Source organism: Pseudonocardia sp. 2-7, assembly GCF_056341085.1.
Map to the genome: position 1 here is coordinate 2,127,088 of NZ_CP094507.1, position 13,836 is coordinate 2,140,923.

16 protein-coding genes are annotated in these 13,836 nt (G+C 75.3%); 11 read left to right on the forward strand and 5 right to left on the reverse strand.

The window, feature by feature from the left end; genetic code table 11:
• Positions 1–41: 41 nt before the first annotated feature.
• Entirely contained in the window at positions 42–728 is a 687-nt protein-coding gene (locus MTO91_RS10510; protein WP_476654396.1) for an SDR family NAD(P)-dependent oxidoreductase, read from the reverse strand.
• Between the two features lie 37 nt (positions 729–765).
• On the reverse strand, positions 766–1,548 hold the full coding sequence (locus MTO91_RS10515; protein ID WP_405417909.1) for a DNA-formamidopyrimidine glycosylase family protein: 783 nt from the start codon (positions 1,546–1,548) through the stop codon (positions 766–768).
• A 37-nt stretch (positions 1,549–1,585) separates the two neighbouring features.
• Between MTO91_RS10515 and priA the strand changes: the two genes are divergently transcribed.
• The 3 genes from priA to hisI are packed head-to-tail and all read left to right on the forward strand — an operon-like array spanning position 1,586 to position 3,482.
• The gene (gene priA, locus MTO91_RS10520; RefSeq protein WP_476654397.1) at positions 1,586–2,335 is read left to right on the forward strand and encodes a bifunctional 1-(5-phosphoribosyl)-5-((5-phosphoribosylamino)methylideneamino)imidazole-4-carboxamide isomerase/phosphoribosylanthranilate isomerase PriA; all 750 of its coding nucleotides are present in this window, start codon (positions 1,586–1,588) and stop codon (positions 2,333–2,335) included.
• Positions 2,335–3,108, forward strand: coding sequence for an imidazole glycerol phosphate synthase subunit HisF (hisF, locus tag MTO91_RS10525; protein ID WP_476654398.1), 774 nt, complete (start codon positions 2,335–2,337; stop codon positions 3,106–3,108). The genes priA and hisF overlap by 1 nt, the downstream gene beginning before the upstream one ends.
• Positions 3,105–3,482, forward strand: a complete 378-nt coding sequence (gene hisI / locus MTO91_RS10530) for a phosphoribosyl-AMP cyclohydrolase (protein WP_251786045.1) — start codon at positions 3,105–3,107, stop codon at positions 3,480–3,482. Before hisF ends, hisI begins: the two co-directional genes overlap by 4 nt.
• 12 nt (positions 3,483–3,494) lie before the next feature.
• On the opposite strand, the gene MTO91_RS10535 is transcribed toward hisI, so the two are convergent.
• Positions 3,495–4,415, reverse strand: coding sequence for an oxygenase MpaB family protein (locus MTO91_RS10535; protein WP_405417906.1), 921 nt, complete (start codon positions 4,413–4,415; stop codon positions 3,495–3,497).
• A 195-nt stretch (positions 4,416–4,610) separates the two neighbouring features.
• Here MTO91_RS10535 and MTO91_RS10540 point away from each other — a divergent pair, with 195 nt between their 5' ends.
• Positions 4,611–5,279 carry a response regulator gene (locus MTO91_RS10540; RefSeq protein ID WP_476654399.1) on the forward strand — a complete coding sequence of 223 codons (669 nt, stop codon included), beginning with the start codon at positions 4,611–4,613 and terminating at the stop codon, positions 5,277–5,279.
• On the opposite strand, the gene MTO91_RS10545 is transcribed toward MTO91_RS10540, so the two are convergent.
• Complete coding sequence (locus tag MTO91_RS10545) at positions 5,237–5,884, reverse strand: TetR/AcrR family transcriptional regulator (RefSeq protein ID WP_405417902.1); 648 nt, start codon at positions 5,882–5,884, stop codon at positions 5,237–5,239. The two genes, MTO91_RS10540 and MTO91_RS10545, sit on opposite strands and share 43 nt — an antisense overlap.
• A gap of 57 nt (positions 5,885–5,941) precedes the next feature.
• On the opposite strand from MTO91_RS10545, the gene MTO91_RS10550 reads away from it, so the two are divergent.
• From MTO91_RS10550 to MTO91_RS10575, 6 genes are all read left to right on the forward strand, one after another.
• Complete coding sequence (locus MTO91_RS10550) at positions 5,942–7,555, forward strand: anthranilate synthase component I (RefSeq protein WP_476654400.1); 1,614 nt, start codon at positions 5,942–5,944, stop codon at positions 7,553–7,555.
• Positions 7,552–8,202: a Trp biosynthesis-associated membrane protein gene (locus MTO91_RS10555; RefSeq protein WP_476654401.1), complete on the forward strand. Its 651-nt coding sequence runs from the start codon at positions 7,552–7,554 to the stop codon at positions 8,200–8,202. Before MTO91_RS10550 ends, MTO91_RS10555 begins: the two co-directional genes overlap by 4 nt.
• A 49-nt stretch (positions 8,203–8,251) precedes the next feature.
• Positions 8,252–9,121, forward strand: a complete 870-nt coding sequence (gene trpC / locus MTO91_RS10560; RefSeq protein ID WP_308215870.1) for an indole-3-glycerol phosphate synthase TrpC — start codon at positions 8,252–8,254, stop codon at positions 9,119–9,121.
• A gap of 3 nt (positions 9,122–9,124) precedes the next feature.
• A complete protein-coding gene (gene lgt, locus MTO91_RS10565; RefSeq protein WP_100880275.1) occupies positions 9,125–10,069 on the forward strand; it encodes a prolipoprotein diacylglyceryl transferase in 945 nt (314 codons plus the stop codon).
• Positions 10,066–10,755 (forward strand): DUF2461 domain-containing protein, encoded by a 690-nt coding sequence (locus MTO91_RS10570; RefSeq protein WP_476654402.1) that lies wholly within the window; start codon positions 10,066–10,068, stop codon positions 10,753–10,755. The genes lgt and MTO91_RS10570 overlap by 4 nt, the downstream gene beginning before the upstream one ends.
• A 97-nt stretch (positions 10,756–10,852) precedes the next feature.
• On the forward strand, positions 10,853–11,884 hold the full coding sequence (locus tag MTO91_RS10575) for a M28 family peptidase (protein ID WP_251786062.1): 1,032 nt from the start codon (positions 10,853–10,855) through the stop codon (positions 11,882–11,884).
• Between the two features lie 45 nt (positions 11,885–11,929).
• On the opposite strand, the gene MTO91_RS10580 is transcribed toward MTO91_RS10575, so the two are convergent.
• Positions 11,930–12,280, reverse strand: coding sequence for a VanZ family protein (locus MTO91_RS10580; protein ID WP_476654403.1), 351 nt, complete (start codon positions 12,278–12,280; stop codon positions 11,930–11,932).
• A 111-nt stretch (positions 12,281–12,391) separates the two neighbouring features.
• Between MTO91_RS10580 and pyk the strand changes: the two genes are divergently transcribed.
• A complete protein-coding gene (pyk, locus tag MTO91_RS10585; protein WP_251786066.1) occupies positions 12,392–13,816 on the forward strand; it encodes a pyruvate kinase in 1,425 nt (474 codons plus the stop codon).
• The last annotated feature ends 20 nt before the right edge of the window (positions 13,817–13,836 follow it).

The following is a 13,836-nucleotide window of genomic DNA, read 5'->3' on the forward strand; positions in this document are numbered from 1 at the left end:
GGCGGCGTCGGGGCGAGCGGGCCCATTCCGCGGAACGCGCCTCAGCCCAGCGCGTACTCCCCGGAGCGCAGGTCGAAGGTCACCGTCCGCCTGTCCGAGCGCAGCGCCTCGAGCACCTGCCCGACGAGCGTCGCGACGTCGGAACCGGCCCTGATGCCGGACGGCACCGTCCCGGCGACGGCGCGGTCGGCGAGCCCGGTCTCGATGTGCGGCGGCCGCACGTCGAGCACCCGCACCCCCTGCTTGCGCAGGCCACCGCGGGTCGCGGTCAGCCACGCCGACAGCGCCGCCTTCGACGCCGAGTAGGCCGCCATTCCCGGCGTCGGCACGTCCGCCAGGATCGCCGAGATCATCGCGAGGGTGCCACCGGAGTCGGTGAGGTGCGGGAGGGCGGCCCGGCCGATCGCCATCGGCGCCTGCGCGTTGACCGTCAGCAGGTGCTCGGTGACGACGTCGTTCTCCGACTCCTCCCCGAACCCGGCCACCCCGATCGCCACGAACACCAGGTCCAGCCCGCCCAGGGCGTCCGCCGCCTCGTCGACGACGGCGGCACAGCGCTCGAGGTCGAGTGCGTCGAGCGTGAACGTGGGCTCGCCGTCGGCCCCGGAGGGATCGGTGCGGCCCGCCGGCGCGAGCGTCGCGCCCTGGTCGCGCAGCGCCTCGGTGAGCGCGCCGCCCAGCACACCCGTCGCCCCGACCACCAGCGTCCGCGCCCCGGAGAGTTCCATGATCCGACGGTAGGGCGAACCGGCGACGACCGCGCGCTCACCGCTGGCAGCGCGGGCACCACCAGGTCTCGCGGCCGTGCGGGGTGCGCTCCGGCGCCGCGAACGCCACCGCGGTGCCGCAGCGCAGACAGGGCCGCCGGTAGCGGCCGTAGACGAAGTGCCGCGGCCGGACCCGCCCGGTGGTGTTCTGCGCCGGGTTGCGCACGACGGCGTCGCGCAGCAGCGCGCGGCCGTGCCCGAGGAGCGCGCCGGGGTCGTCGACCGCGGAGCACGCCCGCCACGGGGAGACCCGCTCCAGGAACAGCAGCTCCTGGGCCCACATGTTCCCCAGCCCGGCGACGACGCGCTGGTCCAGCAGCGCCGCCAGCACCGCCCGGCCGGGGCCGGCGCGCAGCCGGGCGAGGGCCGCGTCGCCGTCGAAGGTGTCGCCCAGCAGGTCCGGGCCCAGGTGCCCGACGACGGTGTGCTCGTCGCGGGTCGGGAGCACCGCCAGCACCGGCAGCCCGATCCCGGCCAGGGTGCGGCCGTCGACGAGGTGCAGCGCGATCCGCAGGTCGGCCGCGACGGCGCGGGGGAGCCACTTCCCGGGCCGCAGCACCGACCACCGCCCGGACATCCGCAGGTGCGAGTGCACCGTCCAGCCGCCCGCGGTGCGGGCCAGCAGGTGCTTGCCGCGCGGCACCCAGCCGGTGATCTCCTCCCCGGCGAGGTCGGCGCCGGCGAGGCGGGGGTGGCGCACGTCCGAGCGTGCGATCACCGCGCCCGCGGTGGCCGCGTCCAGCCGCGCCGCGAGCCGGAAGATGCTGTCCCCCTCGGCCACCCCCGGAGGCTACGAGCGGCGCGGATACGCTGGCGCGGTGAGCTTCACGTTGCTTCCCGCGGTGGACGTCGTCGACGGGCAGGCCGTCCGGCTGGTGCAGGGCGAGGCCGGCACCGAGACCGGCTACGGCTCGCCCCTGGACGCTGCCCTGAACTGGCAGGCCGGCGGCGCCGAGTGGGTCCATCTGGTCGATCTCGACGCGGCGTTCGGCCGCGGCTCGAACGCCGAGCTGCTGGCCGAGGTGGTCGGGAAGCTCGACCTGCGGGTCGAGCTGTCCGGCGGCATCCGCGACGACGAGTCCCTGGAGCGCGCGCTGTCCACCGGCGCGGCCCGGCTCAACCTGGGCACCGCCGCGCTCGAGCAGCCCGAGTGGTGCCGGAAGGTCCTCGCCGAGCACGGCGAGAAGATCGCGATCGGCCTCGACGTCAAGATGATCGACGGCAGGCGCCGCGTCGCCGGGCGCGGCTGGACCTCCGACGGCGGCGACCTCTGGGAGGTCCTCGCCCGCCTCGACGCCGACGGCGCCACCCGCTACATCGTCACCGACGTCTCCAAGGACGGCACCCTCCAGGGCCCGAACGTCGAGCTGCTCACCGAGGTCGCGAAGGCCACCACCGCCCCGGTGATCGCCTCCGGCGGGATCTCCGAGGTCGCCGACCTGGTGCGGCTGGCCGAGGTCGCCGCGACCGGGGTGAACATCGAGGGGTCGATCATCGGCAAGGCGCTCTACGCCGGCCGGTTCACCCTGCCCGAGGCGATCGAGGCCGTCGACGCGGTGAGCGCCTGATGGGCGTCGCGGTCCGCGTCATCCCCTGCCTGGACGTCGACGCCGGGCGCGTGGTGAAGGGCGTCAACTTCAAGGAGCTCCGCGACGCGGGCGACCCGGTCGAGATGGCGCGGGTCTACGACGCGGAGGGCGCCGACGAGCTGACCTTCCTCGACGTCACCGCGTCGTCGTCGGAGCGCGGCACCATGATCGACGTGGTGCGCCGCACCGCCGAGCAGGTGTTCATCCCGCTGACCGTCGGCGGCGGCATCCGCACCCCCGACGACGTCGACCGGATGCTCCGCGCGGGCGCGGACAAGGTCTCGGTGAACACCGCCGCGATCGCCCGGCCCACGCTGCTGCACGAGATGTCGCGGCGCTTCGGCAGCCAGTGCATCGTGCTGTCGGTCGACGCCCGTCGCGTCCCCGAGGGCGAGCAGCCGCAGCCGTCGGGCTGGGAGGTCACCACGCACGGCGGGCGCCGCTCCGCCGGGATCGACGCCGTCGAGTGGGCGCAGCGCGGCCAGGAGCTCGGCGTCGGGGAGATCCTGCTCAACTCGATGGACGCCGACGGCACCCGCGCCGGGTTCGACCTGGAGATGCTGACCGCGGTCCGGAAGGTCGTCGACGTCCCGGTGATCGCCTCCGGTGGTGCCGGCGCGGTCGAGCACTTCGCCCCGGCCGTGCGGGCCGGAGCGGACGCGGTGCTGGCCGCGAGCGTGTTCCACTTCGGGCAGCTGCGGATCGGCCAGGTCAAGGACGCGCTGCGGGGCGAGGGGGTCGAGATCCGATGACCGCACAGAGCGTGCGCCTGTCCGCGGCCGAGTCCGCGCTGGACCCGGCGGTCGCGGCCCGCCTCAAGCGCGACGCCGACGGCCTGGTCTGCGCCGTCGTGCAGTCCCGCGCCGGCGAGGTGCTGATGGTCGGCTGGATGGACGACGAGGCGCTGCACCGCACCCTGACCACCGGCCGGGGGACCTACTGGTCGCGGTCGCGGCAGGAGTACTGGGTCAAGGGCGGCACGTCGGGGCACGTGCAGCACGTGCACGAGGTCCGGCTGGACTGCGACGGCGACGCGGTGCTCGTCGTCGTCGACCAGGAGGGGCCGGCCTGTCACACCGGGACCCGGACCTGCTTCGACTCCGACGTCCTGCTCGCCGGGAGCTGAGCGCGCGCCCGGTCAGGGGTGCGCCGGGGGCATCGGCGGGGGAGCGGGCTGTGGTGTGCTCGTCACCCACCGGATGCCTGCGGTGATCGCGTGCCCGCCCGCTCGCACGACCGTCCGCTCGGCCACCGGCAGCCACGGCAGCCGCAGCGGCAGCCGCGTCCAGCGCGGCATCAGCCCGACCGACGCGGCGGCCAGCACCGCGTACGGCACCCGCGCGGAGAGCGGCAGCGGCGGCTCCCACAACAGGAACCGGGCGGCGTCGCGCGCCTCGGGGGTGCCGGCCAGCTCGGGCCGGTACCCGTCGAGCTGCGCCTTCAGCTCCGCGGTGGACTCCGGCGGGTCGGGCACGCCCAGCTCACGGGCGACGCGTGCGGCGTCGGCGACATAGGCGTCGCGGCCCGCGGCGTCCAGCGGTGCGCTGCCGTAGCGGTCGTGCGCGGTGAGGAAGCTGTCGATCTCGGCGATGTGCACCCATCGCAGCAGATGCGGGTCCGACGCCGAGTAGGGGCGCCCGTCCGGCGCGGTCCCGCGGACGTGGACGTGCGCCCGCCGGATCCGGGCGATCACCCGCTCGGCCTCCTCGGCCGGGCCGAACGTCGTCGCGGCCAGGAAGTAGGAGGTGCGCTGCAGCCGTCCCCACGGGTCGCCCCGGAACCCGGAGTGCCCGGCGACCCCGGCCATGGCCAGCGGGTGCAGCGACTGCAGCAGCAGCGCCCGCAGCCCGCCGACGAACATCGACGCGTCGCCGTGCACCGTGCGGATCGCCGCGTCCTCGGGGAACCAGCGCGGGCCCTCGGCGCCGAGCACACGGGCCCGGCGGCCGGAGCCCTCGTCCCCGGCGACCCGGCTGAACACCGCCGACCCGGCCCGCGAGCGCAGGGCCGCGAGCCGGTCGGTGACGGCGTCGGGGAGCCGGGCGGACAGATCGACCATGGCCCCAGTGTGCGGTCGTGCCCCGGCGGCGGCCACCGGGTCGGGTGCCTCCGGCGGTCCCGAGGGCAGGACGGCTGCGGCAGTCGGGTGACAGTCCTGCTCCCGGGGTGGCGTGCTCACCGGCCGCTCGGCGAGGCGATGCGGGGACACGCCGACGGGCGCGGTAGGACGGTGACCGGCGTACGGAGGGGAGCGATGACGAGCGACGCGACGGTCGGCGTCCTGCTGGTCGACGACGAGGAGCTGATCCGCACCGGGCTGCGCGCGGTGCTCGAGGCCGACCCCGGCATCACCGTCCTCGGCGAGGCCGCCGACGGCGCCGAGGTCCCCGGGCTGGTCGCCCGGCTGCGGCCGGACGTCGTGCTGATGGACGTCCGGATGCCCGCGGTCGACGGCATCACCGCCACCCGGGCGCTGCTGCGCAGGCCCCACCCACCGCGGGTGCTGGTGCTCACCACGTTCGGCCACGACCGGCACGTCCTGGACGCGTTGCGCGCCGGGGCCGGTGGCTTCCTGCTGAAGCGGACCCCGCCGCGCGACGTGGTGCGGGCCGTGCACACCGTCGCCGCGGGGGAGTCGCTGCTGTTCCCGGCGGCGGTGCGTGAGCTCGTGGCCGGGTTCGCCGCCGACGACGGCGACCGGCTCGCCTCCGCCGGGCTGACCGCGCGCGAGGGCGAGGTGCTGCGCCTCGTGGCGCGCGGGCTGTCCAACGCCGAGATCGCGGAGGAGCTGGTGCTGGGCGTGGAGACGGTGAAGACCCACGTCGCCGCGGTGCTGGCCAAGACCGGGTCGCGGGACCGGACCCAGGCCGTCGTCGCCGCCTACTCCTCGGGGTTCGTCGACCCCAGGTTCCCGGTCAGGTAGCGCTGCACGGTCGGCCCGACCGCGGCGACGACGTCCTCGCGCGGCGCCGAGGCCAGCGGCTCCAGCCGCACCACGTAGCGCATCATGCCGAGCCCGATCAGCTGGGAGCCGACGAGCGCGCCCCGCTCGTCGGGCCGGTCGGGGGAGTGCGCCCGGGTGACCGGGCGCAGGATCCCGCCGCCGACGAACTCACGCAGCATCCGGGCCGCGATGTCGTGACCCGCGACGCTGCGCAGCACCGCCGCCATCGGGGCGCCGCCGCCGGTGTCCCAGACCGTCAGGAACCCCCGTACGATCCGCTCGCCGACCCGGTCGGCGGGGCCGTCCAGCACCATCCGCCGGACCTGTGCGGGGTCGACCGGCAGGTCCAGCGCGGCGAGGAACAGCTTCTCCTTGCCGCCGAACCAGTGGTTCACCATGGCCGGGTCCACCCCGGCCCGTTCGGCGATCCGGCGGACCGTGGCGCCGTCGAAGCCGCGGTCGGCGAACTCGGCGCGGGCGGCCGCGAGCAGCCCGGCCCGGGTGTCCGCGCCGCCGGACCGGCGGCCACGACGCCGTGGCGACGCCCCCGGGCCCGGGGGTGCGGTGGCGCTCGGTTCGGTCATGCGCCCCATCCTCACCCGCGCGAGGGCGGCCGTCACTGCTCGGGGACAATGAGTCGCATGACCCAGCGGACCCAGAACGCATCCGGTGGCGCGACGACGACCGGGGCCCCCGCGGCTCCCGCGGTCGCGGCCCTGGGCGCGGTGAGCCCCACCCGTGAGGAGTTCCGGGAGCTGGCGCGCGCGCACCGGGTCATCCCGGTGACCCGGCGGCTGCTGGCCGACGACGAGACCCCGGTCGGGGTCTACCGCAAGCTCGCGGGCGGGACCGCGGGCACGTTCCTGCTGGAGTCCGCCGAGAACGGTCGGTCCTGGTCGCGGTGGTCGTTCGTCGGGGCCCGCAGCGCCGCCGCGCTCACCGCCGTCGACGGCGAGCTGGTCTGGACCGGGGAGGTGCCCGACGGCCTGCCCACCACCGGCGACCCGCTCGACGCGCTGCGCACCGTGGTCACCGAGCTGCACTCCGAGCCGCTGCCCGGGCTCCCGCCGCTGACCGGCGGCATGGTCGGCTACCTCGGCTACGACATCGTCCGCCGCGTCGAGCGCATCGCGGACCCGGACGACCCCGCCGTCGACGACCTGGCGCTGCCCGAGCTGGTCATGCTGCTGGCCACCGACCTGGCCGCGCTCGACCACCACGAGGGCACCGTCACCCTGATCGCGAACGCGATCAACTGGGACGCCACCGACGAGCGCGTCGACCAGGCCTACGACGACGCCGTCGCCCGGCTGGACCGGATGACCGGCGAGCTCGCCGTGCCGGCGCCCAGCTCGGTCGCGGTGTACACCCCGACCCGCCCCGAGTTCCTCCGCCGGCGCACCCCCGAGCAGCACCACGCCGCGATCGAGGACGCCAAGGAGCAGATCCGCGCCGGCGAGGCGTTCCAGATCGTGCTCTCGCAGCGCTTCGAGATGGAGTGCGACGCCGACCCGCTCGAGGTCTACCGGATCCTGCGCACCACGAACCCGAGCCCGTACATGTACCTGCTGCGTCTCGACGACGCGGCGGGCGGGCCGCCGTTCTCCATCGTCGGGTCCAGCCCGGAGGCGCTGGTCAGCGTGCTCGACGGGCGTGCCACCACGCACCCCATCGCGGGCACCCGCTGGCGCGGCGCGACCGACGAGGAGGACCAGCTCCTGGAGAAGGAGCTGCGCGGCGACGAGAAGGAGCGCGCCGAGCACCTGATGCTCGTCGACCTCGGCCGCAACGACCTCGGCCGGGTGTGCGAGCCCGGCACGGTGACCGTGCGGAACTTCTTCGAGATCGAGCGCTACAGCCACGTCATGCACCTGGTGTCGACGGTGACCGGGCTGCTGCGCGGCGACCGCACCGCGTTCGACGCCGTCGTCGCCTGCTTCCCGGCCGGCACCCTGTCCGGGGCGCCGAAGGTGCGGGCCATGCAGGTCATCGACCGGCTGGAGCCGACCCGGCGCGGTCAGTACGGCGGCATCGTCGGCTACCTCGACTTCGCGGGCAACGCCGACACCGCGATCGCCATCCGCACCGCGATGATCCGCAACGGGACCGCGTACGTGCAGGCGGGCGGGGGGATCGTCGCCGACTCCGACCCGGCCGCGGAGGACATGGAGTGCCTGAACAAGGCCCGGGCGGTGCTCTCGGCCGTCGCGGCGGCCGGGTCCATGTCACCCCCGCCGGCCCCGGGCAGCGCGTGACGGCGCCCGGCGACGACGGCGCCGCCGCGCACACGGCGGACCGCAGCGACCGGCGGGCACTGGGCCTGACCGCGCTCGGACTGCTGCTCGGCGCCGGTGCGCTGTGGGGTGCCGGTGCGGCCGAGTGGTTCGTGCTGGAGGTGCCCACCGCGACCCGCGGCACCGTCGAGCTCGGCGCCACCGGCGCACAGCTGCAGCCCGCCGTCACCGCGGTCGCGGCGCTGCTGGTGGCGGCCGTCGCCGCGCTGGTCGCACTGTCCGGGATCGCCCGCCGCGTGCTGGGCGTGCTGGTCGGGCTCGCCGGGGCGGCCGCGGTGGTGCTGACCCTGCGGCTGGTCGCCGTGCCGCCGTCGGCGGTGGAGCTGGCCTCCGCCCGTTCCGGGCTGACCGCCCCGAACGCCCCCGCGGGCTCCGGCGCGGTCTCGGCGACGCCGTGGCCCTGGCTGGCCGTCGCCGGCGGGGTCGTCGCGCTCGCCGCGGCGGTGCTGCTGGTGGTCCGCGAGCCGCGGCTGCCGCGGCTCGGCGCCCGGTACGCCGCACCCGGGACGCAGGCGGCCACGACACCGGCCGACCCCGACCGGGCGGCCTGGGAACGGCTCGACGCCGGCGGCGACCCGACCGTCGGCCCGCGTGAGGGGGAGAACTAGCATGACCTCGACGTCCGGGCGACGCGCGAGCGGAGGAGGAGTCGGCCCTGTGAGCACTACGGGCACTGCCGGTACTGCCGGACACCCGAACGGGACACCGGGTCGCGTACCCAGCGTCCTCGAGTCCATCGTGGACGGGGTCCGGGAGGACCTCGCCGAGCGCGAGAGCGTCGTCGACCTCGCCGAGATCAAACGGCGGGCCGCGGCCGCGCCGCCGCCGCGGGACGCGATGGCGGCCCTGCGCGAGCCGGGTGTCGGCGTCATCGCCGAGGTGAAGCGGGCCAGCCCGTCGAAGGGGTCGCTCGCCGACATCCCCGATCCGGCCGACCTCGCCGAGGCCTACTCCGCCAACGGCGCGCGGGTGATCAGCGTGCTCACCGAGCAGCGCCGCTTCGGCGGCTCGCTGGCCGACTTCGACGCCGTCCGCGCCCGGGTCGACACCCCGCTGCTGCGCAAGGACTTCGTCGTCACGCCGTACCAGGTGCACGAGGCCCGTGCGCACGGCGCGGACGTCGTGCTGCTGATCGTCGCCGCGCTGGAGCAGCCGGTGCTCGCCTCGCTGCTGGACCGCATCGAGTCCCTCGGTATGACCCCGCTGGTCGAGGTGCACACCGAGGAGGAGTGCGACCGCGCCCTGGAGGCCGGCGCCACCCTGATCGGCGTGAACGCCCGCAACCTGCACACCCTCGAGGTGAACCGGTCGGTCTTCGGTGAGATCGCCCCCGGGCTGCCGTCGCACGTGCTCAAGGTCGCCGAGTCCGGTGTCCGTGGCCCCGGTGACCTGCTCACCTACGCGGGCTGGGGTGCGGACGCGGTGCTGGTCGGCGAGGGCCTGGTGACCAGCGGTGACCCGGCGGCCGCGGTGCGCGGGCTGGTCGCGGCCGGGTTCCACCCGTCCTGCAGCCGCAACGGCGGCTGAGCCGTGCTCGTCACGCTCGCCACCGTCCTGCCCGCCGCGCTCCCGGCCTCGATCCCGAGCCCGGACCGCGGTGTCTGGCACCTCGGCCCGGTCCCGATCCGGGCGTACGCGCTGTGCATCATCGCCGGCATCGCGGTCGCCCTGTGGTGGGGCGAGCGTCGGCTGCAGGCGCGCGGCGGGCGGGCCGGGACGGTGCTCGACGTCGCGGTGTGGGCGGTGCCGTTCGGCCTGCTCGGCGGGCGGCTCTACCACGTCGCCACCGACTGGCGGACCTACTTCGGCCCCGGCGGCAACCCGTGGGGTGCGCTGGAGATCTGGAACGGCGGGCTCGGGATCTGGGGCGCCATCGCGCTCGGCGGGGTCGGGGCCTGGATCGGCTGCCGCCGCCACGGCGTCCCGCTGCCGCTGTTCGCCGACGCGGTCGCGCCCGGCATCATCGTCGCCCAGGCGATCGGGCGGCTCGGGAACTGGTTCAACCAGGAGCTCTACGGCGGTCCGACCACCCTGCCCTGGGGCCTGGAGATCTACCGTCGGGTCGACCCCGCGACCGGGCTGGACGACCCGCTCGGCGGCGTCGCGCTCGACCCCACGCCGATCGCGGTCGTGCACCCCACCTTCCTCTACGAGCTGCTGTGGAACCTCGTCGTCGCCGCGCTGATCGTGCTGGCCGACCGCCGGTTCCGGCTCGGCCACGGCAAGGTGTTCGCGCTCTACGTCGCGGGCTACACCCTCGGCCGGTTCTTCATCGAGCTCATGCGCACGGATCCGGCGACCCGCGTGTTCGGCGACGTCCGGATCAACGTCGTCGTCTCGGCCGTCGTGTTCGTCGGGGCGGTGCTCTACGTCGCGTTCGCCCGGCGCGGCCGCGAGGAGTTCGTCGCGCCCGAGCCGGAGGACACCACCGCTCCCGGGGAGCAGGGCACGCCCCAGGAGCGCGAGGACGCGTGAGCGCGTTCGCGGGCTTCGGCGACGGCGCCGTCGAGTTCTACGACGGCCTGCTCGCCGACAACTCCCGGGCGTACTGGACCGACCAGCGCGAGGTCTACGAGAGCGACGTCCGCGGCCCGATGACGGCGCTGCTCGCCGACCTCGAACCGGAGTTCGGGGCGGGCAAGGTGTTCCGGCCCTACCGCGACGTGCGCTTCGCCGCGGACAAGACGCCGTACAAGACCCACTGCGGCGGCTTCGCCGAGCCGTTCTACGTCGAGGTGTCCGCGGACGGGATGCTCGCCGCGGGCGGCTACTACCACATGGCGCCCGACCAGCTGACCCGCTACCGCGAGAGCGTCGACGACCAGCGCCGCGGCGAGGACCTGCGGGCCCGGCTCGACACCGCCCGCGCCGCCGGGCTCACCGTCGACGGCGCGACGCTCAGGACCCGCCCGCGCGGCACCGATCCCGGCCATCCGCGGCTCGACCTGCTGCGGCACAAGGGGCTCTACGTGTCGCGGAGCTGGCCGCCGGACGACGTGCTGCACGGCCCGCGGGCCCGGGACCGGGTCCGCACGGTGTGGCGGGCCTCCCGCCCGGTCACCGAGTGGCTCGACGACCACGTCGGCCCCAGCGAGCTCCCGCGCCGCTGGCCCGCCGCGGCGGCGCCGACGGTCCGGGCGGCGCCGGACGGGTTTCCGTGACACGGTCGACAACCTGCGCGGTGATCCGGACGACGGCCGGGGTACGAACACCGCGGACGGGCCGACGCGGTCCGGGTCGACGCACGGGGGAGTGGGCATGGGAGTGCAGGGGCGGACGCGGGGCCGGCGCAGCCGTGACGGGCTGCTGGCGCTGGTGACGGCGGCGTTCGTCGTCGCCGGGTGCACCGCCGCCGGGCCCGCCACCGCGCCGCCGCCCGCCGGGGCGCTGTCCCAGCAGGTCACGGGCGCCGCGACCGGCGAGGCCGCGGTGCCGCACCTGCGGGCCCTGGAACGCATCGCCGACGACAACGGCGGCAACCGCGCCGCCGGGACCCCCGGCTACGACGCGACGGTCGACTACGTCGCCGGCGTGCTGCGCGACGCCGGGTTCGACGTCACCACCCCCACCTACGACGCCGGGGACGGCCGCGAGCTGCGCAACGTCGTCGCCCGCACCCGCGGCGGCGACCCCGCCCGGATCGTGCTCGCCGGCGCCCACCTCGACTCCGTGCGGGCCGGCCCCGGCATCAACGACGACGGCAGCGGCATCGCCGGGCTGCTCGCCGCGGCGACCGCGCTCGGCCCGCAGCCGGGCGTCGGCGCCACCGTCTCCTTCGGCTTCTGGGGCTCGGAGGAGGACGACCTGCAGGGCTCGACCGGCTACGTGCGGTCCCTGTCGGAGGAGGAGCGCGAGCACCACCTGCTCTACCTCAACGCCGACATGCTCGGCTCACCCAACGGCGGCTACTTCGTGCAGGGCGGCCGCGGCGAGGACGACGAGGAGCGGGGCCCGTCCGGGTCCGGCGTCGTCGCCTCGGTGCTGGCCGAGGAGCTGGCCGCGGCGGGCGCCCCGCAGCCCGAGACCATCGGCCTCTACGGCGACGACGACGGCCCCTTCGCCGAGGTCGGCATCCCGGTCGCGGGCGCGGTCACCGGCGACGAGGACACCAAGTCCCGCTCCCAGGCCCAGCTCTGGGGCGGTGAGGCGGGCCGGGCCTACGACGGCTGCTACCACTCGGCCTGCGACCGGATCGGCAACGTCGACACCGTGAAGCTGGACCGCTACACCCGTGCGATCGCGGCGACCCTGGCCCGTTTCGCCGACGCCACCCAGCGCCCCTCGGGCTGAGCCGACCGACCGGTCCCACGGGCGGCCGTGGGGACCGGTTCCGGCTCAGAGCCGCGACGACGTCTCGCGGTCCGGCCTGCGGCGCGCCACCAGCACGGCCAGCCCCACCCCGAGTGCCGCCCCGGCGACGTCGACGAGGGCGTCGAGGACGTCCCCGCTGCGCCCGATCGGCAGCAGCGCCTGCGCGACCTCCGACGCCGCGGCGTAGACGACGAGCCCGCCCAGCAGCGGCCACACCCGGATCCCGGCGGCCCGCCCGGTCCAGGCCAGCAGCGCGAACAGCAGCAGGTGGCCGACCTTGTCGGTGCCCGGAGGCGCCGTCGGGACCCCGGACGCCGGGGTGAACAGGACCACCAGGCTCAGCAGGACCGACAAGACGAACGGCTGGACGCGCACACCCCCAGTCTGCTCCACCGGTGACCGCCGGGATGAACACCGTCGGACCGGACGCCGACAGGCCGGGTTCCGATCGTCCTGATCGTTCCAGACAGCGCTACCCTGATAGCCGTGACACGTCGAACCAAGATCGTCTGCACCATCGGACCGGCCACGGCGACCCCGGACCGGATCCGTGACCTCGTGGAGGCGGGCATGGACGTGGCCCGGCTCAACTTCAGTCACGGGGACCGCGCCGACCACAAGCGCGTCTACGACATGGTCCGCGCCGCCGCCGACTCGACCGGGCGCGCCGTCGGCATCCTCGCCGACCTGCAGGGCCCGAAGATCCGGCTCGGCCGCTTCACCGACGGGCCCACCGAGTGGGCGACCGGCGAGGAGGTGCGGATCACGGTCGACGACGTGGCCGGCACCCCCGACCGGGTCTCCACCACCTACAAGGGCCTCGCCCAGGACGCCCAGGTCGACGACCGGATGCTCGTCGACGACGGCAAGGTCGGCCTGCGGGTCGTCGCCGTCGACGGCAACGACGTGGTCTGCCGGGTCACCGAGGGCGGCCCCGTCTCGGACAACAAGGGCCTGTCGCTGCCCGGCATGAACATCTCGGTGCCCGCGTTGTCGGACAAGGACATCGCGGACCTCGAGTTCGCGATGTCGCTGCGGGTCGACGTCGTCGCGCTGTCGTTCGTGCGCAGCCCCGCCGACATCGACCTCGTCCACAAGATCATGGACAACACCGGTGCCGGCCGCGTCCCGGTGATCGCGAAGCTGGAGAAGCCGGAGGCCGTCGACAACCTCGAGGCCGTCGTGCTCGCCTTCGACGGCATCATGGTCGCCCGCGGTGACCTGGGCGTGGAGCTGCCGCTGCAGAACGTGCCGCTGGTGCAGAAGCGCGCGGTGCAGATCGCGCGGGAGAACGCCAAGCCGGTCATCGTCGCGACCCAGATGCTGGAGTCGATGATCACCAGCTCGCGCCCGACCCGCGCCGAGGCCTCCGACGTCGCGAACGCCGTCCTCGACGGCACCGACGCCGTGATGCTGTCCGGTGAGACCAGCGTCGGCCGCTACCCGATCAAGACCGTGCGGACGATGGCCGAGATCGTCGAGGCCGTCGAGGCGGGCCCGGCCGACGTGCCGCCGCTCAACCACGTGCCCCGCACCAAGCGTGGCGTGCTGTCCTACGCCGCCCGCGACATCGGCGAGCGTCTCTCGGCGCGGGCGCTGGTCGCGTTCTCCCAGTCCGGTGACACGGTGCGCCGCCTGGCCCGGCTGCACACCCGGCTCCCGCTGCTGGCGTTCACCCCGGAGCCCGCGGTGCGCAGCCAGCTCGCGATGACCTGGGGCGTCGAGACGTTCCTGGTCGACAAGGTCGACTCGACCGACGCCATGATCCGCCAGGTCGACCACGCGATCCTCTCGATCGGCCGGTTCAAGCCGGGTGACCTGGTGGTCGTCGTCGCCGGGTCGCCGCCCTCCACGGTCGGCTCGACCAACCTGATCCGGGTGCACCGCCTGGGCGAGGACGACCACGCCTGAGGCCGGTTGGGCATACTCAC

What these genes read in the sequence shown, in the direction of transcription:
- MTO91_RS10550 (WP_476654400.1), top strand. Translation starts at nt 5,942, where the DNA reads ATGACCCAGCGGACCCAGAACGCATCCGGTGGCGCGACGACGACCGGG.
- MTO91_RS10575 (WP_251786062.1), top strand. Translation starts at nt 10,853, where the DNA reads ATGGGAGTGCAGGGGCGGACGCGGGGCCGGCGCAGCCGTGACGGGCTG.
- hisF (WP_476654398.1), top strand. Translation starts at nt 2,335, where the DNA reads ATGGGCGTCGCGGTCCGCGTCATCCCCTGCCTGGACGTCGACGCCGGG.
- MTO91_RS10535 (WP_405417906.1), bottom strand. Translation starts at nt 4,415, where the DNA reads ATGGTCGATCTGTCCGCCCGGCTCCCCGACGCCGTCACCGACCGGCTC.
- MTO91_RS10510 (WP_476654396.1), bottom strand. Translation starts at nt 728, where the DNA reads ATGGAACTCTCCGGGGCGCGGACGCTGGTGGTCGGGGCGACGGGTGTG.
- MTO91_RS10540 (WP_476654399.1), top strand. Translation starts at nt 4,611, where the DNA reads ATGACGAGCGACGCGACGGTCGGCGTCCTGCTGGTCGACGACGAGGAG.
- MTO91_RS10545 (WP_405417902.1), bottom strand. Translation starts at nt 5,884, where the DNA reads ATGACCGAACCGAGCGCCACCGCACCCCCGGGCCCGGGGGCGTCGCCA.
- hisI (WP_251786045.1), top strand. Translation starts at nt 3,105, where the DNA reads ATGACCGCACAGAGCGTGCGCCTGTCCGCGGCCGAGTCCGCGCTGGAC.